Source organism: Sphingomonas sp. 8AM, from assembly GCF_902506455.1.
Classification (GTDB): Bacteria; Pseudomonadota; Alphaproteobacteria; order Sphingomonadales; family Sphingomonadaceae; genus Sphingomonas.
Map to the genome: position 1 here is coordinate 3,438,972 of NZ_LR733844.1, position 20,749 is coordinate 3,459,720.

Annotated in this window: 21 protein-coding genes, 2 tRNA genes, 1 pseudogene and 1 riboswitch; of the genes and pseudogenes, 10 read left to right on the forward strand and 14 right to left on the reverse strand. The window is 68.6% G+C overall.

From position 1 onward, the window contains the following. Positions 1 to 198: 198 nt before the first annotated feature. From BACI71_RS16140 to BACI71_RS16185, 10 genes and pseudogenes are all read right to left on the reverse strand, one after another. Positions 199 to 1,203 carry a phage major capsid protein gene (locus tag BACI71_RS16140; RefSeq protein ID WP_236553018.1) on the reverse strand — a complete coding sequence of 335 codons (1,005 nt, stop codon included), beginning with the start codon at positions 1,201 to 1,203 and terminating at the stop codon, positions 199 to 201. Positions 1,204 to 1,245: 42 nt separating this feature from the next. Then, positions 1,246 to 1,614, reverse strand: a complete 369-nt coding sequence (locus tag BACI71_RS16145) for an HK97 family phage prohead protease (protein ID WP_159760348.1) — start codon at positions 1,612 to 1,614, stop codon at positions 1,246 to 1,248. Beyond that, entirely contained in the window at positions 1,611 to 1,940 is a 330-nt protein-coding gene (locus BACI71_RS16150; RefSeq protein WP_159760350.1) for a DUF6127 family protein, read from the reverse strand. Before BACI71_RS16150 ends, BACI71_RS16145 begins: the two co-directional genes overlap by 4 nt. Beyond that, positions 1,937 to 3,016 (reverse strand): annotated as a pseudogene (locus BACI71_RS16155) (phage portal protein). The gene BACI71_RS16150 and the pseudogene BACI71_RS16155 overlap by 4 nt, the downstream one beginning before the upstream one ends. A 409-nt stretch (positions 3,017 to 3,425) precedes the next feature. Beyond that, on the reverse strand, positions 3,426 to 4,745 hold the full coding sequence (locus tag BACI71_RS16160) for a DNA-packaging protein (RefSeq protein ID WP_443018484.1): 1,320 nt from the start codon (positions 4,743 to 4,745) through the stop codon (positions 3,426 to 3,428). After that, the gene (locus BACI71_RS16165; protein WP_159760352.1) at positions 4,742 to 5,227 is read right to left on the reverse strand and encodes a hypothetical protein; all 486 of its coding nucleotides are present in this window, start codon (positions 5,225 to 5,227) and stop codon (positions 4,742 to 4,744) included. The genes BACI71_RS16160 and BACI71_RS16165 overlap by 4 nt, the downstream gene beginning before the upstream one ends. 161 nt (positions 5,228 to 5,388) lie before the next feature. Continuing rightward, positions 5,389 to 5,805, reverse strand: a complete 417-nt coding sequence (locus tag BACI71_RS16170; RefSeq protein ID WP_236553019.1) for a hypothetical protein — start codon at positions 5,803 to 5,805, stop codon at positions 5,389 to 5,391. 107 nt (positions 5,806 to 5,912) lie between these two features. Continuing rightward, positions 5,913 to 5,986, reverse strand: a tRNA-Gly gene (locus BACI71_RS16175). A gap of 57 nt (positions 5,987 to 6,043) precedes the next feature. Further along, on the reverse strand, positions 6,044 to 7,471 hold the full coding sequence (locus BACI71_RS16180; RefSeq protein ID WP_159760356.1) for a DEAD/DEAH box helicase: 1,428 nt from the start codon (positions 7,469 to 7,471) through the stop codon (positions 6,044 to 6,046). 112 nt (positions 7,472 to 7,583) lie between these two features. Beyond that, positions 7,584 to 8,051 (reverse strand): hypothetical protein, encoded by a 468-nt coding sequence (locus BACI71_RS16185; protein ID WP_236553020.1) that lies wholly within the window; start codon positions 8,049 to 8,051, stop codon positions 7,584 to 7,586. Positions 8,052 to 8,138: 87 nt separating this feature from the next. Here BACI71_RS16185 and BACI71_RS16190 point away from each other — a divergent pair, with 87 nt between their 5' ends. The 3 genes from BACI71_RS16190 to BACI71_RS16200 all read left to right on the forward strand — a co-directional run bounded on the left by BACI71_RS16190 (position 8,139) and on the right by BACI71_RS16200 (position 11,012). Continuing rightward, complete coding sequence (locus BACI71_RS16190) at positions 8,139 to 9,599, forward strand: FAD-binding oxidoreductase (protein WP_159760360.1); 1,461 nt, start codon at positions 8,139 to 8,141, stop codon at positions 9,597 to 9,599. A gap of 82 nt (positions 9,600 to 9,681) precedes the next feature. Beyond that, complete coding sequence (locus BACI71_RS16195; protein ID WP_159760362.1) at positions 9,682 to 10,449, forward strand: SapC family protein; 768 nt, start codon at positions 9,682 to 9,684, stop codon at positions 10,447 to 10,449. A gap of 14 nt (positions 10,450 to 10,463) precedes the next feature. Beyond that, the gene (locus BACI71_RS16200; RefSeq protein ID WP_159760364.1) at positions 10,464 to 11,012 is read left to right on the forward strand and encodes a cytochrome b; all 549 of its coding nucleotides are present in this window, start codon (positions 10,464 to 10,466) and stop codon (positions 11,010 to 11,012) included. 197 nt (positions 11,013 to 11,209) lie between these two features. Here the strand turns inward: BACI71_RS16200 and BACI71_RS16205 are convergent, their stop codons facing one another. After that, complete coding sequence (locus BACI71_RS16205; RefSeq protein ID WP_159760366.1) at positions 11,210 to 12,061, reverse strand: N-formylglutamate amidohydrolase; 852 nt, start codon at positions 12,059 to 12,061, stop codon at positions 11,210 to 11,212. A gap of 131 nt (positions 12,062 to 12,192) precedes the next feature. On the opposite strand from BACI71_RS16205, the gene cpdR reads away from it, so the two are divergent. Continuing rightward, positions 12,193 to 12,570 carry a cell cycle two-component system response regulator CpdR gene (gene cpdR, locus BACI71_RS16210; protein WP_028967597.1) on the forward strand — a complete coding sequence of 126 codons (378 nt, stop codon included), beginning with the start codon at positions 12,193 to 12,195 and terminating at the stop codon, positions 12,568 to 12,570. A 74-nt stretch (positions 12,571 to 12,644) separates the two neighbouring features. Beyond that, positions 12,645 to 12,719 (forward strand) — tRNA-Val (locus tag BACI71_RS16215). A gap of 64 nt (positions 12,720 to 12,783) precedes the next feature. On the opposite strand, the gene BACI71_RS16220 is transcribed toward BACI71_RS16215, so the two are convergent. Together BACI71_RS16220 and BACI71_RS16225 are read right to left on the reverse strand one after the other, a co-directional pair. Further along, positions 12,784 to 13,809, reverse strand: coding sequence for a methionine synthase (locus BACI71_RS16220; RefSeq protein ID WP_159760368.1), 1,026 nt, complete (start codon positions 13,807 to 13,809; stop codon positions 12,784 to 12,786). Between the two features lie 29 nt (positions 13,810 to 13,838). Next, positions 13,839 to 14,825, reverse strand: coding sequence for a DUF1852 domain-containing protein (locus tag BACI71_RS16225; protein ID WP_159760370.1), 987 nt, complete (start codon positions 14,823 to 14,825; stop codon positions 13,839 to 13,841). A gap of 122 nt (positions 14,826 to 14,947) precedes the next feature. Further along, a riboswitch (cobalamin riboswitch) is annotated at positions 14,948 to 15,169 on the reverse strand. A 173-nt stretch (positions 15,170 to 15,342) separates the two neighbouring features. Between BACI71_RS16225 and BACI71_RS16230 the strand changes: the two genes are divergently transcribed. Genes BACI71_RS16230 through BACI71_RS16250 form a run of 5 tightly spaced genes read left to right on the forward strand, consistent with a single transcriptional unit; the run spans position 15,343 to position 19,914 of the window. Beyond that, the gene (locus tag BACI71_RS16230) at positions 15,343 to 16,107 is read left to right on the forward strand and encodes a hypothetical protein (RefSeq protein WP_443018485.1); all 765 of its coding nucleotides are present in this window, start codon (positions 15,343 to 15,345) and stop codon (positions 16,105 to 16,107) included. After that, positions 16,107 to 17,312: a M48 family metallopeptidase gene (locus tag BACI71_RS16235; RefSeq protein WP_159760372.1), complete on the forward strand. Its 1,206-nt coding sequence runs from the start codon at positions 16,107 to 16,109 to the stop codon at positions 17,310 to 17,312. Before BACI71_RS16230 ends, BACI71_RS16235 begins: the two co-directional genes overlap by 1 nt. A gap of 2 nt (positions 17,313 to 17,314) precedes the next feature. Further along, complete coding sequence (locus tag BACI71_RS16240) at positions 17,315 to 17,914, forward strand: hypothetical protein (RefSeq protein WP_159760374.1); 600 nt, start codon at positions 17,315 to 17,317, stop codon at positions 17,912 to 17,914. Between the two features lie 57 nt (positions 17,915 to 17,971). Beyond that, positions 17,972 to 18,976, forward strand: coding sequence for a threonine aldolase family protein (locus BACI71_RS16245; RefSeq protein WP_159760376.1), 1,005 nt, complete (start codon positions 17,972 to 17,974; stop codon positions 18,974 to 18,976). After that, positions 18,973 to 19,914, forward strand: a complete 942-nt coding sequence (locus BACI71_RS16250; RefSeq protein ID WP_159760378.1) for a DMT family transporter — start codon at positions 18,973 to 18,975, stop codon at positions 19,912 to 19,914. Before BACI71_RS16245 ends, BACI71_RS16250 begins: the two co-directional genes overlap by 4 nt. Here BACI71_RS16250 and BACI71_RS16255 read toward each other — a convergent pair. After that, a complete protein-coding gene (locus BACI71_RS16255; protein WP_159760380.1) occupies positions 19,824 to 20,645 on the reverse strand; it encodes an NAD(P)-dependent oxidoreductase in 822 nt (273 codons plus the stop codon). The two genes, BACI71_RS16250 and BACI71_RS16255, sit on opposite strands and share 91 nt — an antisense overlap. Between the last annotated feature and the right edge of the window lie 104 nt (positions 20,646 to 20,749).

The following is a 20,749-nucleotide window of genomic DNA, read 5'->3' on the forward strand; positions in this document are numbered from 1 at the left end:
CCTTTCGTTACCCCGGCGCCGGCCGGGGTCCACCTCGCCACGCACAGCCCTCCCCCTCCGTCATCCCGGACTTGATCCGGGATCCCGCTTCTTCTTCCCCGGTCGCAGGAAGAAGCGAGGCCCCGGATCAAGTCCGGGGCGACGAACGACGGGTTTGTCCGGGTCGCGGACCACGACCCGTCACGAAGCCGATCAGCCTCAGCTCGCAGCGAATCTAAGGACCTTGATCGCCTCGCTGTTCGACACGCACCCGCCGACCCGCTTGGGCGCGTAAAAGGTCACGAACGGCTTATTGCTGTACGGATCGCGCAACACGTTGGTCTCGCTGCGCTCCGCGATCAGATAGCCCAGCTTGAAGTTGCCGAACGCCACCGCATGCGCGCCCGCCGCAATGTCGGGCATATCCTCGGCCTCGACCACCGGATAGCCGAGCAGGCTCGCCGGCTGCCCCGCCGCCATCCCCGGCTGCCACAGGAACTGCCCGTCGCTGGTCTTGAACTTGCGGATGCGCGCCGCGGTCGCCGCGTTCATCACGAACGTCGCGCCCTGCCGGTACGGCGCGCGCAACGCCTGCACCAGATCGATCAGCCGCTCCGCCCCGTTCGCGCCGAAGTCGCCCGCGGTGCCGGTCGGCACATATTGCAGCGTCCCGAAGCTACGCGTCGCGTCCCCCGCCGCCGCCGTCGGCGCCTGCAGGAAGCCGCGCGGCCGGTTGACGCCATTGCCGCCGACGAACGCCGCACCCTCCGCCTTGGCGAACTCGGCCGCGATCTCCCCGGCCAGCCAGCCCTCGACATCGAACAGCGCATCGTCGAGCATCGCCTGGCTTGCAGAGGGATTGGCGTACAGCTCCCCCATCGGCGGCGCGATCTCGACGAAGGTCGGCGTCGCGGTCACCGGCCGCGCGTCGGTCTCCGCCGCCCAGCCCGAGGGCGTACCGCCGGTCGTCACCAGCTTGCGATACCCCGCCGTACCGACCTGCACGACGTTCGCGATGCTGCGGATCGGGCTGGCGCTCTTCAGCACCGCGTCGATCTGCGCATCGATTTCCCTGGGGATCGCATAGCCGCCCTGATCCCCGGTCGCGCCGGTGAACGCCTTCTGCTCCACCACGATCCCCGACCGCACGAACCCGTCGAACGCCGCGCCGCCACCCACGCGTGCGCCATCCAGCACCGGGCGTGCTACCACCGTATCGCTCATGCTCTTCTCCATGAAAGAGGCCCCCCGCGGGCCCCGCAAAACTCACAGGTCGCTGATCGTCCCGACCCGCGCGGCGGGCTGCATCGGCACCGCCACCAGGCTCACCTCGACCAGATCGGCGCGCAGGATCGCGCGCCACGCGCCCTGCTGCACCACACGCGCGCGGTACCCGACCGACAGCCCCGGCAACGCGCGCGCCCGCACCAGCCGCGCCACCTCGCCGTCGGCGACCTCCGCCTCGACGCGCAAGCCGCGCGCATCCTCGCCGATCGCGATCACCGTCCCGACCGGCCCGCCACGATGCTGCACCAGCAGCGGCACCGGCCCGGCGTCCGCGAAGACGCCCCGCCGCATGACGTCGCCCGCGCGATCGACCACGTCGAACACCGCCGCATAGCCCGCGATCCTCACTTGAGCGCCCCCGGCTTCAGCAAGCCATCGAGCCCCAGCCGCACCGCGATCCCGGCCAGCAGCAGCGCCAGCATCACGCGCGCCACCCACGCCGCCAGCGCCCGCCATGCCGAGCGTTTCGCATCGCGCCACGCGCGCAACAGCTCGCGCAGTTCCGCGACATCCCCCGCCGCGCCCTCGTCGGCCAGCCCCAGCCGCGTCAGCGCGCGCACCGCGCCCAGCTCGCCCGCCTCCTCGACGATCGCGCGCAAGGTCGCGATGGCCGCGCCCTCGTCGCAGCCCTGCGCCAGCAACTGCGCCAGCACGCTTGCCGACGCCGCGCTCATGCCCAGTCCACCATCTGCCGCTTCTCGTCGGCCGACAGGAAGTCGGCACCCGCGACCATCCGCCACAATTGCGCGCGATCCTCGATCAGCGCCGGCACGCGATCGAGATCGACCTGCAACCGCGTATCCGGGAAATCCGCCGCCAGCCCGTCGCGGATCGCCGACAGGATCGCGCCCGCCAGCGGCAGGATCGTCAGCCGCCACAGCGCCTTGTTCGCCTCCTTGTAATTGGCATAGGTGCTGTCGCCCGGCAGCCCGAGCAGCATCGGCGGCACCCCGAACGCCAGCGCGATCTCGCGCGCCGCCGCCGCCTTGGTGCCGGCAAAATCCATATCGGCCGGCGTCAGGCTCATCGCCTGCCACTTCAGCCCGCCCTCCAGCAACATCGGCCGCCCGGCATTGGCCGCGCCCGCGAAGCCCTGCTCCATCTCCTCGCGCAGACGCCGGAACTGGTCGGGGGTCAGCACCGAACCGTCCCCCGCGTCGTACACCAGCGCCCCAGAAGGCCGCGCGGCATTGTCGAGCAGCGCCTTGCTCCACGCCGCCGCGGCATTGTGGATCGCGATCGCCGCCGACGCCGCGTTCAATCATCCCAGTCCGTAATGATCGTCGACCGGATTGAAGCGCCGGACATGGATCACGCCGGCCGGATCAAGCCGCGCCGTCCGCACCCCGACCCGGTACAGATACGCGCCCGGCCACCCGTCCGCGCCCAGCTCGACGCTCACCCGCTCGGGGCGCAGCGCGAACAGCTCCGTCACCTGCCCGTCGGCATCGCGCAGCACCTGTACGAACGCATTGCCGTGCAGCAGCACCTGCGCCGTCACCGCCTCCAGCACCCCGCGCCCGCTCGCCAGCGCGCGCAACCGCGCGTCACCGACATCCAGCGGCGCTCCCTCGACGCCTTCGGCGACCAGCTTCACCGCACGCTGCGCGATCGCATTGCCGCAATAGCCGGCACGCACCTGCGCCTCATACCCCTGCGGCCACTCCCCGATCGCGCGCGCCACCCCGCCCGCACGCCCCAACGCCGGACGCGCCAATGCGCGCCCGGACTTCCATCCGAACCATGCCATGTGAATTCTCCGAAAAAGCGAGACTCAGGCCGGGACTATCCAAACCGTTCGTGCCGAGCAGGCTGAGCCTGTCGAAATGATCCGGTTCTTATGCTCCCGGCATGTTCAGGATCGCCCGGGGAACGATCCGACGCGATCATCGCCTAGAAGCACCTGCTGCGCGCTCCATCCGCCGCTTCCGCCGTCATTGCGAGCGTAGCGAAGCAATCCAGAGCGTCCTGACCTGACCCTGGATTGCTTCGCTACGCTCGCAATGACGGATCAACGTGACGCCATCACCTGAAGATGAAGCGTGACGAGCGCCTCTTCCGAACCGTCATCCCCGCGAAGACCGGGCCTCAATTGGGGCCGCTCAACAGCCACATCGACCGCGATCAACCAGCCCGCGCGACGTCACACCGCGACGCCCTCACACCGACCGCACCCGCACCTCCCCCTGCCTGTCGAGCAGCAGCGCGGTCAGCGCCCACACGCACGCATCCGCCCGATCCGGCGAGCGCCCCGGCCCCTCATACCCGCCGCCCGCGACCAGCCCGGCCAGCTCATCCTCCAGCGCCGGAAACGCGCGCGCATGCCACACGCGCCCGCGCTCATAGAGCGCCGCCACCGGCTCCGCGCGCGCCGCTTTCCCGCGCGTTGCATGGACCAGCCGGATCGGCAGCGACGCCTGCGCCGCGCGCAGCACCTGCTCCACCATCGCCCCGCCCTGGTTCGCCTCCGCGACGACACGCTCCGCCGACACCCGCGTCGCGCACGCCACCACCGCCTGCGCCCAGCGTTCGGGGCTCGCACCCGTCACGCTCGCATCCTCGATCACATAGCCATGCCCGTCGCGCCCCAGCCCGGCGGCGACGATCCCGCACGCATCGCCCCCGATGCCCGCCGGCGGGTCGACCCCGACCACCACCCGCGTCAGCGCCGGGACCGCCGCCGCGCGCTGTCGCTCGATCAAGGCACGCGGCCACAGCGCACCCGCGACATCCTCGATCAACTCGCCGTCCAGTTCCTGCCGCCCCAGCCGCGTGCCCTCATAGCTGGCCTCCATCGCCGCCACGAACGCGTCGGGCAGATGCAGATTGTCGCGCGTACTTCCGCGCGTCGTCACCGTCCCCGCTCCCGCGCGCACCTGCCGCATCAACGCGGTCGGGCGCGGCGTCGTCGTCACCAGCACGCGCGGCAGCGCGCCCAGCCGCAAGCCCATCGTCAGATTGTCCCACGTCGAGGCATGGCTCCATTTCGCCAGTTCGTCGGCCCAGGCGAAATGATGCTCCGGCCCGCGCAATTTCTCCGGCGCCGCCGCCGAATAGAGCGTCGCGACCGCGCCGTTGCCGAACCGCACCTCGCCGCTGGTCGGACGCCACACCACATCATCCTCGGCGCGCGACACCGCGACGACCCCGCTCGGCCCGCCGACCATCACCTTGCGCGCATCCTCGATCGTCGCGCCGACCAGCGCGATCCGCGCGCCGGGCACCGCCCGCGCCATCGCGCGCACCCATTGCGCCCCGGCGCGCGTCTTCCCGAAGCCGCGCCCGGCCTGCATCAGCCACACTCGCCAGTCACCCGGCGGCGGCAATTGCCCCTCATGCGCCCATAACGCCCAATGCTGCTCAAGCTCCTTCAACGCCGCGACGCTCAGCGACGACAGCACCCGTCCGCGCTCGGCCTCACCCAGTTCCAGCAGCCATCGTATTCCGCGAAGGCCGCCATGATCCTGGCCGCCGCTCACCCCGCGGCCTTCGCGCGCGGCCGCTTCGACATCGCCTCCAGCCGCTGCAGCAATTCGCGCTCCGCCTTGGCGCGCGGGCTGTTGCGATCGGCCACCTTGCGCGGCGTCGTCGCCACGTCGACTACCGCGGGCGGCCGCCGCCCCAGCAGCAGCAACGCGGCCGACACGTCCAGCTTCGTATCGGTGTCGCCCAGCACCTGCCGCACCAGCGCGGCCTCCATCCGCTCATAGGCGTCGTCCAGCGCCAGCCGCCATTGCGCGCCGAACGCCGTGCTGCGGCGGCGCAGCGCATAGGCCGACCGCGCCGTCTTCCCCACCGCCGCCGCCGCCCGCGCCACATCGCCGCTGATCGCGAAATGGTCGAAAAACGTCATGCGATCCTCGCGCGACCACCGCTGCGACGGCTTGGCCGTCCCCGCAACCGCCCCCGCGGGCACATCGCCCGCCATCGACATGCCGCCGCTTTCTGCCGCCTCACCCATCCGCACCCTCCCGCCCGCTGTCACCCGCCGCTATAACCCGCCGCTGTCACCCGCGCCGAAACGCAAACGGGCCGGCGCGACCGGGGCCGAAGCCCCGAGCCGCCCGGCCCGTCTGACACCATCTCGATGTTCTTCTTTTGTACTCAAACAGCGTGACGCTGTCAAGCAACTTCGATCACATCCGTCGCCTCCGGGAGCAGCGCGTCGCCGGTGCGCCAGGAAACCTTCCGCATCTTCAAGGCCCTGCTGTACAACGGGCGCGGCGGATCGAACCCGGTGACTGCCTTGTAGTCCGCGGCATAATCGGCCTGTACCTCCGCCGCCGATTTCTCGACGTCGATCCGGGCGCGCAACAGAATACCTAGCTCGATCACGATGGTCGCGATCACCACTGCCTTTCGCTGCGCCGCGCTGAGTTCAGGGCCGGCGACCAGCGCGCCGAGGACGGCGAAGATCATGCCGTGGATCGTCAGCATCGCGTCCTTGTACTGGGCCCAGATGCTGTCGATTCGTTGGCGATGTTGGGCCTCGATCTGCAACAGTCCCAGCAGATCGTCTCTGCGCTGCTTGTCCACCACTCCGCTTCTCCTCGCTGCCCCGCGCTGGATACGCACCGGCCGACGGAGAACAGCACGAACTGGACCGCCCGGATCAAGCAGCGTCTTTTTCAAGCCGATGATGAGAGTGGAGCGGGTAACGGGAATCGAACCCGTGTATTCAGCTTGGAAGGCTGCTGTACTACCATTGTACTATACCCGCGCTGCGGGTGCCCCTGCCACGAACCGTCACCGCCGGTCAACCCGGCGGTGGATCGGATCAGTAGCGCAGCCCGACGTTCAGGAAGTTCGGCACCGGCCCGTTCCAGCCGCCGTCGTCGGCCGCCTCGGCCACCACCGGCGCGCGCTCGCGATCCCGCTCACGCCCGCGCGGACGCTCGTCCTGCTCGCGCCGGGTCCGCTCACGCCGGGGCGCTTCCTCGCGCGGCTGGGCGCGCGGCGCTTCCTCGCGCACGTCGACCCGCGGCGCTTCCTCGCGCGCCACGACCCGCGGCGCCTCGTCCACGACGCGCTCGCGCCGTCGCCCGCTGCGCTCGCGGCGCGGGGCTTCCTCGGCCGGCGCCTCGGGCACATCGGCGACCCGCGCGATCTTCTGCCCGGTCAGCTTCTCGATATTCTCGATATTCTCGGCGTCGTCCGGGCCGACGAACGTATAGGCGATCCCGGTCGCGCCGCCGCGCCCGGTGCGCCCGATGCGATGGACGTAATCGTCGGGGTGCCACGGCGCGTCATAGTTGAAGACGTGGCTCACGCCCTTCACGTCCAGCCCGCGCGCCGCGACGTCGCTGGCGACCAGGATGTTGATATCGCCCTTCTTGAACCGCTCCAGCTCGGCGACTCGCGCCGGCTGGTCCATGTCGCCATGGATTTCGCCGCTGGAGAAGCCGTTTTCCTTCAGGCTTTTGTTCAGCTCGCGCACCGTCGTCTTGCGGTTGCAGAAGATGATCGCGGTGCGCACCTCCTCCTGCCCCAGCAGCGCGCGCAACGCCTTGCGCTTTTCCGAGGACGGCCCCTTCACCGGCACCACCCACTGGGTGATGTTGATGTTGGTCGATGCGGGGCGCGCGACCTCGATCGTCTTGGGATTGTTGAGGAAGCGGTCGGCCAGCTTCTTGATTGGCGCGGGCATCGTCGCCGAGAACAGCAACGTCTGGCGCTGCGCGGGCAGCTTGGTGCAGATTTCCTCGATATCGGGGATGAACCCCATGTCGAGCATCCGGTCGGCCTCGTCGATCACCAGCATCGAACAGCCGGTCAGCAGGATCTTGCCGCGCCCGAACAGGTCCATCAGGCGGCCGGGGGTCGCGATCAGCACGTCGACGCCCTTTTCCAGCGCCTTGACCTGATCGCCCATCTGCACGCCGCCGATCAGCAGCGCCATGCTCAGCTTGTGATACTTGCCATAGGTCTCGAAATTCTCGGCGACCTGCGCGGCCAGTTCGCGCGTCGGCTCCAGGATCAGGCTGCGCGGCATCCGCGCGCGGCTGCGCCCCTGCGCCAGGATGTCGATCATCGGCAGCACGAAGCTGGCGGTCTTGCCCGTGCCGGTCTGCGCGATGCCGATGATGTCGCGCATCATCAACACCGGCGGGATCGCGCTCGCCTGGATCGGCGTCGGCTCGGTATAGCCGGTGTCGCCGACGGCGCGAAGGAGTTCGTCAGAAAGGCCGAGGTCGGCAAAGCTCATGCGGATGTCCGGGCTGTCGGGCGGCGCGGCGTGGCGGTTCCCATCGCTCCCCGCGCTTCCCGATCCACGGCGCAAAGTCAAGGAATTTGCGCCCGCGCCGCCTTGTGGCGGGCTATTTCCTGGCCGTTCGCGGGACCAGCGCACGAAAACGCGTGACCGCGCAATAGGCGCCCGATCGCGAGCGGATGCCGTCGCGCCGCGCGCACAATTGCCCGTCGGCGGTCGGCTTCAGGTAGAAACCGCGATAGAAATCAAGCGTCGGGCAATCGTCGTCCAGCTTGGCGCGAATGCGCCGCGCGCCCCCCACCACCAGGTCGACCTCCCCCTCGCGCTCCACCGCCGCCCCGGTCAGCGCGCTCATCACCACGCATTCCGGCCCTTTTTTCTCGTCCCAGCGCACCAGCGGCGCGGCCGGGGCGCCACGCCCGCGCATCGGGGCGGGCGACACGCGCGGCACGCGGATGATCAGCCGCTCGTGGATCGTCAGCTGCGCATACTCGACACCGTCGAGCTGCGGCGGGCTTGCCGACAGCACGAACGGCGCCGCCGATGCGAGCAGCAGGATGGACGAGTCACGCAAGGTCATCTTGGGGCAGCAGCACTGACCATCGCCGGTTGAACACCTGATGAATTGGACGCACATCGCGCGACAACCAAGAGAAATCGCATGAGCATCGCCACCGACCCCACCGCACTTCACCGCCTTGCCGACCGCCTTGCGCCGCAGGTGGAGCCACGCACGATCGTCACCGATCCCGACACGATCGCGCCGCTGCTGATCGACTGGCGCCGGCGCTTCCATGGCGAGGCCCGATTGCTGCTCGTCCCCGCCTCGGTCGCGGAAGTGCAGGCGATCGTCCGTGCGGCGCGCGCGGAACGCGTGCCGTTGGTGCCGCAGGGCGGCAACAGCTCGATGGTCGGCGGCGCGACCCCGCCCGGCGACGGCGGCGCCGCGATCCTGTCGCTGCGCCGGCTCAACCGCGTCCGCGCGCTCGACGGCGACGCCGGGCTGGCGGTTGCCGAGGCCGGGGTGATCCTGTCCGATCTCCACGCCGCGGCGCTTGCACAAGGGCGCCGCTTCCCGTTGTCGCTCGGCGCGAAGGGCGTCGCGACCATTGGCGGGCTGGTGTCGACCAACGCCGGCGGCACGCAGGTGCTGCGCTTCGGAACGATGCGTACGCTGGTCGCGGGAGTAGAGGCGGTGCTGCCGGACGGATCGCTGTACGACGGCCTGTCCGCACTCAAGAAGGACAATCGCGGTTATGACCTCGACCAATTGCTGATCGGCGCGGAAGGCACGCTCGGCGTCGTCACCGCCGCGACGCTGCGGCTGGTGCCCGCGGTCGCGGCGCGCTGCGTGGCATGGGTGGGCGTCGCCTCGCCCGCCGCGGCGCTGACGCTGCTCCGCCACTTCCAGCGCGCCACCGCGGCGCTGGAGAGTTTCGAGCTGCTCCCCGCCGAATCACTTGTCGCGGTGCTCACCCATATTCCCGGCACGCGCGCGCCGCTGGCCGGCGACCACTCGTGGCACGTCTTGCTCGAAGTCACCGCCGACACCCTCGACGACGACCCCGCCGCGCTGGTCGAGCGCGTCCTCGCCGCCGCGCTGGCGGATGGCGTCGCCGCCGACGCGACGCTCGCCGCCAGCGAGGCGCAGGCCGAGGCATTCTGGCGAATCCGCGATTCAATTTCCGATGCCGAGCGCGCGACCGGTCCCGCCGCGCAGCACGACATCTCGGTCCCGGTCGAGGCGATGCCGCGCTTCATGGTCGAGGCCGCGGCGGCGTGCGACGCGCGCTTCCCCGGCACGCATGCCTCGGGGTTCGGGCATCTCGGCGACGGCAACGTCCATTTCCACGTCCGCGCCGCGCCCGGCACCGATCCCGCGCTTTGGTATGCCGAGCAGGTCCCGGTCGTCTCCGCCTTCGTCCACGACCTCGTCGTCGCGGCCGGCGGGTCGATCTCGGCAGAGCATGGCATCGGGCAGATGAAGCGCCGCGAGCTCGAACGGCTCGGCCCGCCCGCGCGGCTGTGGGCGTTGCGCGCGATCAAGCGCGCCTTCGATCCCGACGAGCTGTTCAACCCGGGAAAGCTCGTCACGCTTGCGCCCGACGCGCCCATTCAATAGCACCGGCGCGGTCCGGGGGGACGGCAGGACGTGACGTCCCCTTGCGCGAATGCACACGATACCGTCCGTTCTGGAGATTCCCATGGCCAGCGCGCCACAACTTCCGCTTTTCTACAACGGCCTCGAACCGCTTTCGAGCGAGGTTCACGCCGACTTCAAGGTGAAGCCGTCCGACACCGCGCCGTTCCTGGTCAATCAGCATGCGATCCCCGTCACGGTCGAGGAATTCCCGCTGATCCAGCGGCATATGCCCATCGTCTTCTCGTCGGGCGAAGATGCGATTCCGATCGCGCTGATGGGCCTGAACGAGGGCGTCAACGTCTTCATCTCCGAAGAAGGCCGGTTGATCGACGAGACGATCTACGTCCCCGCCTACATCCGTCGCTACCCCTACATGCTGGCCCGCCTGCGCCCTGACACCGACGAGCTGTCGCTGTGCTTCGATCCGTCGTCGCCGACGATCGGCGCGTTCGACGAGGGCGATGCGCTGTTCACCGATGGCCAGCCGTCGGAGCTGACGCAGAACATCCTCAAGTTCAACGAGAACTTCGAGCAGGCCGCGGCGCGCACCGGCCAGTTCATGAAGGAGATCAAGGAACTCGACCTGCTCATGGAGGGTGAGGTCACCATCCAGCAGGACGGGATCGAGCAGCCGTTCGTGTACCGCGGTTTCCAGATGATCGACGAGAAGAAGCTGTCGGAGCTGCGCGGCGACCAGCTGCGCAAGATCTCGCAGTCGGGAATGCTCCCGCTGCTCTACGCGCACCTGTTCTCGCTGGCGCTGATGCGCGAGATCTTCGCGCGGCAGGTCAAGCTGGGCAAGATGCCACAGCCGCAGCTCAACGCCTGACGAAAGGCACCGCGATGGCCACCCGACTGCCCGTGAACGAGCGTTACTCCACGGTGGCCATCGCTTTTCACTGGACGATCGCGTTGCTCGTGATCGTCAACCTGATCGTCGGCATCGGGCATGACGCGGTGCCGACGCTCCGGGCCTGGATGCCCGGCCACAAGGCGATCGGCATCACCGTGCTGGCGCTCACCGTGCTGCGTGTCGCGTGGCGATTGCTGCATCGCCCGCCGCCGCTGCCCGCGTTCACCCCCGCATGGGAGCGTGGTGTCGCCCATGCGACGCACTGGACGCTCTATGCGCTTCTGCTGCTGATGCCGCTGTCGGGCTGGGCGATGGTTTCCGGCCCCGAGGGGCGCCGGCCGCTCAGCTGGTTCGGCGTCGCAGACGTACCCTACCTTCCCGTGGACGCAACCGGCGCGAGCGCCGGGCACGAGGCGCATGAGATCCTCGGCTGGACCATGCTCGCACTGGTCGTGCTCCACATCGCCGCCGCGCTGCGCCACCATCTGATCCTGCGCGATTCGATCCTGCTCCGCATCCTGCCGCGCGGCGCGCGTTAGCACGGCGCGGTAATTCATCGCACGCTTTGAACCTTTTGCAGCCCGCCTCTTGCAACCAAAAGCAGGCTCCCTAAGTTAACTGTGTACGGCGCTCGTGTCCCCCCTTTCGCGAGCCCGTATGACACGCTTCGGCGTGTCTCCTCCCTGAACCTTGGCCACCGGGTGCGTGCATCCGGTGGTTTTTTTATGTTCCTGCCTTATTCGGCAGCGTCGGCGATCGGCGCAGCGACCGCACCGTCGGCGAGCGCCTGCCCGGTCAGTGCATCGATTACCGCGCGCAACATGCGCGCCGTCGCTGCCGCCCCCACGCCCGGCTGGTCGAGCCGCCGGTCGAGATAGAGCGCCCGGTCGATCTCGAGCTGGATGGCATGAATGCCGATCTGCGGGGCGGCATGTCGTTCGAGGATATGCCCGCCCGCATAGGGCGTGTTGAGCATGTGGTGCAGCCCTTCGCGCCCCAGTGCCTCCTCGACGCAGGCCACGAAGCGCGGGCCCGCGGCACGGCCGAAGCGGTCGCCGATCACCACGCGTGCCCGCCCGCCGGCAATCGGTGGCATCGAATGAACATCGAGCAGCACCGCGCAGCCGAAACGTGCGCGCGCCGCCGCCAGCACCTGCCCCAGCGTCTCGTGATACGGCCGATGGTCGGCGGCGATCCGTTCCTCGACCTCCGCTGCGCTCAGCCGGCACCGCCACAATTCGCCCGCCGCCGCGGTGCGCCGCGGCACCAGCCCGATCCCCGCGCGTACCTTCACCGACGCCCCGGCGCCGCGGCACGCACCATCGTCGATCAGCGGATCGCGCTCGTGCTCGGCACGGTTCAGGTCGATCCACGCCCGCGGCGCCACCTGAAGCAGCAACGTCTCCCGCTCACGCGCCGCCAGTGCAATTGCGTCGACGTGACGATCTTCCAGCGCCGCCAGACTCGCCAGCGGCGCACGTAGCGCCATTCGCAACGCCGGAGGGTAGTCGCGCCCAGCATGCGGCACCGACAGCACCACCGGGCTCTCGGGCAGCATCTCGCCGAACGTGCGGAAGGAAGGGGTCATTCCGCGCTACCCTATGGAAGCCGCCGTGCCGCTGCAACGTGTCGTCGTGGAGCAGGCGTTCACCATGTCCGCTGGTGGAAAAATCAACGTCGCTCGGGCATATAAAGCCGCGAACGGGAGTTGTGGACGCGATGATACGGATTCTGCTGGCCGAAGACGATGCGGTGATGCGCGAATATCTCGGGCGCGCGCTCGAGCGTTCGGGTTATCACGTCACGTCGGTCGATCGCGGCACCGCCGCGCTGCCGTTGCTGGAAAGCGAGCGGTTCGACCTGCTGCTCACCGACATCGTCATGCCCGAGATGGACGGAATCGAGCTGGCGCAAAAGGCACAGGAACTGGCGCCGGGGATGCGCGTCATGTTCATCACCGGCTTTGCAGCGGTGACGCTGAAGGCCGGCAATGCGATGCCGCAGGCACGCGTCCTGTCAAAGCCGTTCCACCTGCGCGACCTGGTGCTGGAGGTCGACCGGCTGTTCGACACCGGCACCGCGAACGAGCTGATCTGACGGCCGCGGCAACAAAAGCGTAAAAAGCCGCTTGCGCCCCTTCGACCCAGTCGTTAGAGGCGCACCCCTACGGAGGGCGTGTAGCTCAGTGGTAGAGCACTGTGTTGACATCGCAGGGGTCGCAAGTTCAATCCTTGCCACGCCCACCATCTAAAAAAGCCCTGGAGGTCTTCGGACCTCTGGGGCTTTTTTAGTTTTACGTACCCTACGCGATCAGCCGCCCAGTTCCGCACGAACGAGCGCCGCGCCTGCCGCGAGCGCGCGCAGCTTGCCGCGTGCAACGTCGCGCGCAAGCGGCGCCATGCCACAATTGGTCGCCGGCAAGAGCTTGTCGGCATTGACGAACGCCAGCGCCTTGCGCAGCGTTTCGGCGACCTGCTCCGGCGTTTCGACCGTGTCGGTCGCCACGTCGATCGCGCCGACCATCACCTTCTTGCCGCGCACCAGCTCGATCAACTCCATCGGCACGCGCGAATTCTGGCATTCCAGCGAGATGATATCGATCGTCGACGCCTGCAGATTGGGGAAGGTCTGCTCATATTGCCGCCACTCGGCGCCAAGCGTCTTTTTCCAGTCGGTATTGGCCTTGATCCCATAGCCATAGCAGATGTGCACGGCGGTCTCGGCGGTCAGCCCTTGGGCGGCGCGTTCCAGCGTCTTGATCCCCCAGTCGTTCGCCTCGTCGAAGAAGACGTTGAACGCCGGCTCGTCGAACTGGATGATGTCGACGCCGGCCGCCTCCAACTCGCGCGCTTCCTCGTTCAGGATGCAGGCAAACTCCCACGCCAGTTTCTCGCGGCTGCGGTAATGATCGTCAAAGAGCGTATCGATCATCGTCATCGGCCCGGGCAGCGTCCATTTGATCGGCTGATCGGTTTGCGCGCGCAGGAATTTGGCGTCCTCGACGAACACCGGCGCCGGGCGCGACACCGCGCCGGTGACGGTCGGCACGCTCGCATCATAACGGTTGCGGATGCGGACCACTTCGCGCTTGGCGAAATCGACGCCGCTCAGATGCTCGACGAAGGTCGTGACGAAATGTTGACGGGTCTGTTCGCCGTCCCCGACGATCGTGATCCCGGCCCGCCGCTGGTCGTCGACCGCCAGCCGCAACGCGTCCTGCTTGCCGCCCGCCAGTTCCGCCCCTTCCAGCCGCCATGGCGACCACAAGGTTTCGGGCTGGGCGAGCCACGCAGGTTTGGGCAGGCTGCCCGCGGTCGTCGTCGGCAATAACGTCATGTTCGATACCTTCCTGGCAAGCGGCTGGATTACAGCCCGCAAGTCGCGGACCAGCGCGCGAGCGCGGCCCCGTGTGGCTTGATGAATTGTTCCTCGGCGAAGCGGCCCTGCTCGACGGCGAGCCGGCTGCGCTCCTCGCGGTCGTAGACGATGCGGGTCAGCGAATAGTCCTGATAGTTCAGGCTCGGCCGGTAATGTTCCGCGGCGACCGAGTTGGCATTGTAGATCTCGGGCCGGTAGATCTTCTGGAAGGTCTCCATCGTACTGATCGTGCTGGCGAGTTCGAGATCGGAATAGTCGCCGACCAGATCGCCGATATGGTAGAAGGCCAGCGGTGCGACGCTGTGCGATGGCATGAAGTAGCGCGCCGTCATTCCCATCTTTGCGAAATAATGATCGGTGGCGGAAAGATCGTCGGTGCGATATTCAACGCCCAGGATCGGGTGCGCGTTGGCGGTGCGGTGATAGACGTGCTTGCTCGACACGCTCAGGCAGATCACCGGCGGCTTGGCGAAATGATCGCGATACGCGGCCGACTTCAGGAAATGCTTGAACAGATTGCCGTGGAGCTCACCGAACTGTTCGGGCACGCCACCCGGTCCATTGCGGCGGACATGCTCCGGCATCACGACGCAGAAGTCGTAATCGCGAATATACGACGAAAAATTGTTACCGACGATACCGTCGGTCCGTGTGCCCCTGCGCCGGTCGACGACCGCAGTATGCAGGATCTCGATGAGCGGAAAGGCATCGTCGCTGGCGCCCGCCCCGATCCGCAGCGCCGCGGAAATGATGCTAAGGTCGACGGCATAACGGTCTCCCGCCGGATTATCCCAGTGCATCAGTGCGTTGAAGCGATGATCGATCATCGCCAGCGTCTTGCGGAGGTTTTCCTGACGGCTTTCCCCGCGGGCCAGGTTCGCGAAGTTGGTCGTGATGCGCGTGTTGTCGGCGGGGCGATAATCCTCGTCGAAGGCGATCCTGCTGATCGTGAATGTGAAGCCGCTATCCGTCATGACTCACCTGCTTGTTACGGACAGGGGTCGAGGAAGAGCGCGCCGGGCGTGGACCGGCACGGAGCATTTGCACCCCGCACCATGCGTCAAGCGCGATCCACCGGAGGAACCCCCGTCCGAGGAACGTTATCGCGTCGAAGGCAGGTCTCCTGGCTCACGGGTCAACGCGGTGGCTCCGGCCTTCCCGGGCACCTTGCGAGCGCCCAGTGACACAAAATGGAGCCGCCGCTCGCCGCTTACAGTTGCGGGGGCAGCGCCGGACTTTGCCCGAAGGGACATCACCGGCTTCCCGTCTTAGCCTCATCGCCATGCCTGGAATGAGGAACCTCGACACCGCAGTATGGACACGACCGTCGCCGACTTGTCAACCATGATATAAAGACATCCTTATATCTTGATATCGTGGCGGGGTGCTGAAATCGCCAGATCGGGTCTTCGACGGACCTCCATGCTTGTTGGTGTCACAATCGTGCCGTAGCAACGGCGGGTCCGCGGGGGCGGACAGGGGGAATGCTCGATGGGGATGAAGGCACGCTTTGCGGCGGCCGTGGTGCTGGCCGCGCTTGTCGCGCAGCCGGCGGCGGCGCAGGAACATACGGCGGTGAAGGCCGGCTTCACGCTACCGGCGCACAGCGGCAAGAGGATCCTGCTGTTTCGTCCGATCGTACGTGTCGGCGCGCAATCCACGGGCGGATTGTTCGAGCCCAACGGCGACTGGACCGATCAGGCGCGCGCCAATCTCGAGAGCGCGCTCGCCGCGCGGCAGGCCGCGCTCGGCAACACGGTCGTCGCCGCCCCCGTCGCGCTGGGCGACGAGGCGCGGCTGGTTGAGGAATATCAATCGCTGTTCGGCGCGCTGTCGCAGGCGGTGATCGAATATCAGTTCTTCCGCGGCAACCGCCTGCCAACCAAAAAGAAGGACAACAAGGCCGGCGTGTTCGACTGGTCGCTGGGCAGCGGAGTCGCCGCACTGCCGGGCGCGAAGGATGCCGATTACGCGCTCTTCCTCTACAACAAGGACGCCTACGGCTCGACCGGTCGCAAGATCCTGCAGGTGCTGGCCTTGCTCGGCCCCGGCGTCGCGATCAAGTCCGGCGAACATGCCGGGTTCGCAGGGCTGGTCGATCTTAGGACCGGCGACGTCCTGTGGCTCAACGCCGACATGGCGATGGGCGGCGACGTACGTACCGCCGACGGCGCGCAGAAGCGTGTCGGACAGTTGCTGGAGGAGTTTCCGGGCAGCGACGCCGCCCCGACCACTCCCATCGCGACGAAGCAGTGATGCGACGCCTCGTCGGGCTGTGCGCCTGGCTCACCGCCGCCGCGCCAGCGGCAGCGGCAGCGACGACCACGCCGGCACCGCTGCCCCCGCCCTATGCTGGCGCGTACCAGCCGCAGGGCGTCGACGAGATCGGACTGTGGAAGCAGCTGGACGAGGACGAGCGCGTTCTCGCCAACTCGCCGATCCTGATCCGCGACGAGGCGCTCAACGCCTATATCCGCGGCGTGCTATGCGCGACGGTCGGGGCGGAGCGGTGCAGGGCGGCGCGCCTGTACATCCTGCGCACGCCGCTGGTGAACGCCAGTATGGCACCCAACGGGACGCTGCGGCTCTTCAGCGGGCTGCTGCTCCGGGTCCGCAGCGAGGCGGAACTCGGCGCGGTGCTAGGCCACGAATTTGGCCATTTCGAGCAGCGCCATACCCTCGCCAGCTTCAGGGCACGGCGTAACAGCACCGACCTGCTCAGCTGGGCCGCCCTGCTCGCCAGCATGGCGCCCTATGCAGGTGGTGCCTACAATTTCCAGACGATGCAGATCTCGGTCTATGGCCGGCTGGCCCGCTTCAGCCGCGATCAGGAACGCGAGGCCGACCTGCACGGGATCGGCTATCTGAACGGCAGCGCGCTGCGCCCGCAGTCCGCGGCTATCGTCTGGCAGAACATGATGACCGAGGCGGAGCGCTCCGCCGCCGCGCGCGGGCAGGCGCACCCGCGCTTCGATCGAGAGCCGTTCTTTGCCTCGCACCCCTCCGACGCCGAGCGCGCGGTGACGATGGCCGCGCTCGCCGCACCCGATGCGGCCACGCGCGACGACGGGGCGGCGCGCTATGCCGCGGCGCTCGCGCCTTGGCTGCCCTTGTTCCTCGACGACCAGATCAAGCTCAACGACTTCGGCGCCAGCGACTATCTGATCGGGATGCTCAGTGAACGGGGCGCCACCGCGCCGCTCTGGGTCGCGCGTGGCGATCTGTACCGCGCGCGGGGTTATCCGCGCGATCTGGTGTCCGCCGCCGAGTTCTACGGTAATGCCGCCGGGCTCGACGCAAATTCGGCGGAGGCGCAGCGCGGGCTCGGTCTCTCGCTCATCAAGATCGGGCGGCGCAGCGACGGCGTCACGGCGCTGCGCCGCTATCTCCAGCTCAAACCCGATGCACCCGATGCCGCGATGCTCGGCATGTTGGTTTCCACGCCAGGACAGGGCCAATGACCATGACGACGATCCGGAACACCGCCCTTGCTCTCGTCACGACCCTTGCGCTGCTGGGCACCGGCGCGGCGAGCGCGCATGGCTATCGCGAGCAGGGTAAGCCGGCCGAGGTCGCGGCCTCGGCGCTTGTCGTGACCCCGACGCGCGACTGGAACCAGCTCTCGGGCAAGCGGGGCAAGAAGGCCGAAGTGTGGACGCTGGACGGCGAACAGCTCGACCAGGTTACCTTCTACGGCGGAATCGCGCCGGGCGAGCCGCTGTTCCGCGAGCGCGACAAAAAGGGCAAGCCGCTGCCGAAGTTTACCCGCGAGACGCTGCTGGCCGAAGTGCCGGGCCTGCTCGAATCCACCTATCGCACCGATCGCGCGATCGCCAGCTTCACGCTGCTGGACGCCCGGCCCGAGCGGTTCCTCGGCACCGACGGCATCCGCTTCGCCTATGAATATGTCGACGACGACAATCTGCCGCGCAAGGGCGAGGCGCGGGCGGCACTGGTCAAGGGCCTGCTCTACATGGCGACGCTCGACGCGCCGCGGCTGCATTATTTCAACCGCGTCGCCCCCGACTTCCGCGCGCTCGCCGACAGCGCGACGCTGCGCTGACCGCTCGACACCCGACGCATATTGACCCGCCCGCGGCGCTGGCCGAAGGCACGGGCCATGCGCTTCTTTTCCGACAATGCCGCCCCGGTCCACCCCGCCGTGCTGCGCGCGATCGCCGCGGCGGATACGCTCGACACCGCCTATGACGGCGATCGCTGGTCGAAGGCGCTCGACGAGCGCTTCTCGGCCGTGTTCGAGACCGCGGTGCGCGTGCTGTGGGTGCCGAGCGGCACCGCCGCCAATTGTCTCGCGCTCGCCGCTCTGTGCCCGCCGCACGGCGCGGTGGTCTGCCACCGCGAGGCGCATATCCAGAACGACGAATGCGGCGCGCCCGAATTCTACACGCACGGCGCCAAGCTGCTGCTCGCCGAAGGCGAGGGCGCGAAGCTGACCCCCGCCACCGCGGCGGCGGTGCTCGACCGCCAGCGCTACGACGTCCACCAGCAGCGCCCGCACGCGCTGTCGATCACCAACGCCACCGAATATGGCCGGGTCTATACGCCCGCCGAAGTCGCGGCGCTCGGCGCGCTGGCCAGGGAGCGCAAGCTCGGCTTCCATATCGACGGCGCGCGCTTCGCCAATGCGGTGGTGTCGACCGGCGCGTCGCCCGCCGATCTGACGTGGCGCGGTGGTGCGGACGCGCTCAGCTTCGGCTTCGTCAAGAACGGCGGGATGAACGCAGAGGCTTTGGTGTTCTTCGATCACGATCTCGCCGACGCGACGCTCTACCGCCGCAAGCGCGCCGGGCATCTGCTGTCGAAGGGCCGCTACCTCGCCGCGCAATTGCTGGCGATGCTCGACGATAACGTATGGCTCGATTGCGCGCGCGGCGCCAATGCCGGCGCAGCGCTGCTCGCGCAGGCGGCGGGGGTGCGGCTGCTTCACCCGGTCGACGCGAACGAGGTGTTCCTGCGCGTCACTGCCGAGGAAGCCGCGGCGCTGCGCGCTGCCGGGTTCGACTTCTACGACTGGGGCGTTGGCGAAGCACGGCTGGTGGTCAGCTGGAACCAGCGCGCCGAGGATATCGGCCCGCTCGCCGACGCGATCGCCGCACTCGGATGAGCCCCGCCGACCCGCCCAACAGCACGCGCGCGGCGGTGCTGGTACCGTTTGCGCTGGTGGTGCTGATCTGGGGTTCGACGTGGATCGTGATCCGCGACCAGCTGCACGGCGGCGCGGTCGCGGTGCCCGCAAGCTGGTCGGTCAGCTATCGCTTCCTCGTCGCGGGCGTTACGCTGGCGGCGGTCGCGGCGTGGCAGCGCGCGCCGGGCACCCGCGCGCTTTTCGCGCAACCCGGCTTCTGGCGCTTCGCCGGCCTGCTTGGCGTGTTCCAGTTCGTCCTCAACTTCAACTTCGTCTACCGCGCCGAGGAGCATATCACCTCCGGGCTGGTGGCGGTGATCTTCGCGCTCTTGCTCGTTCCCAACGCCTTGTTCGCGCGCCTCTTCCTTGGGCAGCGGCTCGGTCAGCAATTGCTGGTCGGGTCGGCGATCGCGATGAGCGGGGTGGCGCTGCTGTTCATCAAGGAAGCGCGCACCGATCCAGGCGGGCCGACCGAATCGCTGATCGGCATCGCCTTCACGCTCTGCGCGATCCTGTCGGCGTCGACCGCCAACGTCATGCAGGCGACGAAGACCGCGACGCGCTATCCGATGATCCCGACGCTCGCCACCGCGATGCTGATCGGTGCGGCGATCGATGCCAGCTGGGCGGGGATCACGACCGGCGCGCCCGTGTTCGACTGGCGCCCGGGCTATGTCGCGGGCGTGCTGTACCTCGGCATCATCGCCTCGGCACTGGCCTTCACATTATACTTCCGCATCATTCGCACGATCGGCCCCGCCAAGGCCGCCTATAACGGCGTGATCGTGCCGGTGATCGCGATGCTGCTGTCGACGGTGTTCGAGGGCTATCGCTGGACATTGCTCGCCGCGACGGGCGCTGGGCTCGCGGCGGTCGGGCTGGTCGTGGCGCTCAGCGCGCGCAGACCCGCGCGATAATCGGGGTAGCGCGGGCGCCAGTTCAGCACCCGCTTGGCCTTGCCGTTCGCCACGCGGCGGTTCTCGGCGTGAAAGCCACGCGCGGCGGGTGACAGCTGCTCGACCGGCACGATCGGCGGCGGCGCGAGTCCCAGCAACTGCGCGGCATAGGCGACGACCTCGTCCTGCGGCGCCGGCAGCTCGTCGGCGAGATTATACGCCCCCGCCGGTGCGTCGAACCCGGCCACCACCCCGCTGGCGAGATCCGTGACATGGACGCGGCTGAACACTTGCCCCGCAACGCCGGTACGATGCGCCTCGCCGCTCGCCACCCGGTCGAGCGGCGAACGTCCGGGGCCGTAAATGCCCGGCAGCCGGAACACCCTTGCCCCGCGCGCGAGCCACGCCGCGTCGGCGACATTGCGCAGCGGGCGCCGCCCGCGATCGGCAGCGGCCGCCTCGTCGACCCACGCCCCACCGGTGTCGCCATAGACGCCGGTCGAGGACAGATAGCCGAGCCACCGCCCCGCGAGCGCCGCCTCATAGTGGCGAAGCACTGGATCGCCCGCGTCGTCGGGCGGGACCGACGAGAGCACGTGCGTGCTCGCGGCCAGCCCGGCGCACACCGCCGCCTCGTCGTCGAAGCGGATCGTGCCGTCGCGTCCGTCGCGGGTAGTGGCCAGCAGCGGCGCGCCGGCCGCGCCCGCCACCGTGCGCGCCGCATAGCCCAGCCCGAAGACGAACAACCGCATCGACAACCCCTTCCTGACGCAACACCGGCCCGCCCCCCGGCCCCGCTTTCCGGCGGTGTGCCGGTGGAAGCCGAGGCAGAAGCGCGGGCCGGCACCGGACCGCG

Bases quoted from the DNA above. Each gene is read 5' to 3' on its own strand.
- BACI71_RS16220 (WP_159760368.1), bottom strand. From the start codon at position 13,809: ATGACGTTATTGCCGACGACGACCGCGGGCAGCCTGCCCAAACCTGCG.
- BACI71_RS16255 (WP_159760380.1), bottom strand. From the start codon at position 20,645: ATGCGGTTGTTCGTCTTCGGGCTGGGCTATGCGGCGCGCACGGTGGCG.
- BACI71_RS16245 (WP_159760376.1), top strand. From the start codon at position 17,972: ATGCGCTTCTTTTCCGACAATGCCGCCCCGGTCCACCCCGCCGTGCTG.
- BACI71_RS16195 (WP_159760362.1), top strand. From the start codon at position 9,682: ATGGCCAGCGCGCCACAACTTCCGCTTTTCTACAACGGCCTCGAACCG.
- BACI71_RS16235 (WP_159760372.1), top strand. From the start codon at position 16,107: ATGCGACGCCTCGTCGGGCTGTGCGCCTGGCTCACCGCCGCCGCGCCA.
- BACI71_RS16205 (WP_159760366.1), bottom strand. From the start codon at position 12,061: ATGACCCCTTCCTTCCGCACGTTCGGCGAGATGCTGCCCGAGAGCCCG.
- BACI71_RS16200 (WP_159760364.1), top strand. From the start codon at position 10,464: ATGGCCACCCGACTGCCCGTGAACGAGCGTTACTCCACGGTGGCCATC.
- BACI71_RS16230 (WP_443018485.1), top strand. From the start codon at position 15,343: ATGGGGATGAAGGCACGCTTTGCGGCGGCCGTGGTGCTGGCCGCGCTT.
- BACI71_RS16150 (WP_159760350.1), bottom strand. From the start codon at position 1,940: ATGAGCGCGGCGTCGGCAAGCGTGCTGGCGCAGTTGCTGGCGCAGGGC.
- BACI71_RS16165 (WP_159760352.1), bottom strand. From the start codon at position 5,227: ATGGGTGAGGCGGCAGAAAGCGGCGGCATGTCGATGGCGGGCGATGTG.
- BACI71_RS16240 (WP_159760374.1), top strand. From the start codon at position 17,315: ATGACGACGATCCGGAACACCGCCCTTGCTCTCGTCACGACCCTTGCG.
- BACI71_RS16180 (WP_159760356.1), bottom strand. From the start codon at position 7,471: ATGAGCTTTGCCGACCTCGGCCTTTCTGACGAACTCCTTCGCGCCGTC.
- BACI71_RS16225 (WP_159760370.1), bottom strand. From the start codon at position 14,825: ATGACGGATAGCGGCTTCACATTCACGATCAGCAGGATCGCCTTCGAC.
- BACI71_RS16250 (WP_159760378.1), top strand. From the start codon at position 18,973: ATGAGCCCCGCCGACCCGCCCAACAGCACGCGCGCGGCGGTGCTGGTA.
- BACI71_RS16190 (WP_159760360.1), top strand. From the start codon at position 8,139: ATGAGCATCGCCACCGACCCCACCGCACTTCACCGCCTTGCCGACCGC.
- BACI71_RS16140 (WP_236553018.1), bottom strand. From the start codon at position 1,203: ATGAGCGATACGGTGGTAGCACGCCCGGTGCTGGATGGCGCACGCGTG.
- cpdR (WP_028967597.1), top strand. From the start codon at position 12,193: ATGATACGGATTCTGCTGGCCGAAGACGATGCGGTGATGCGCGAATAT.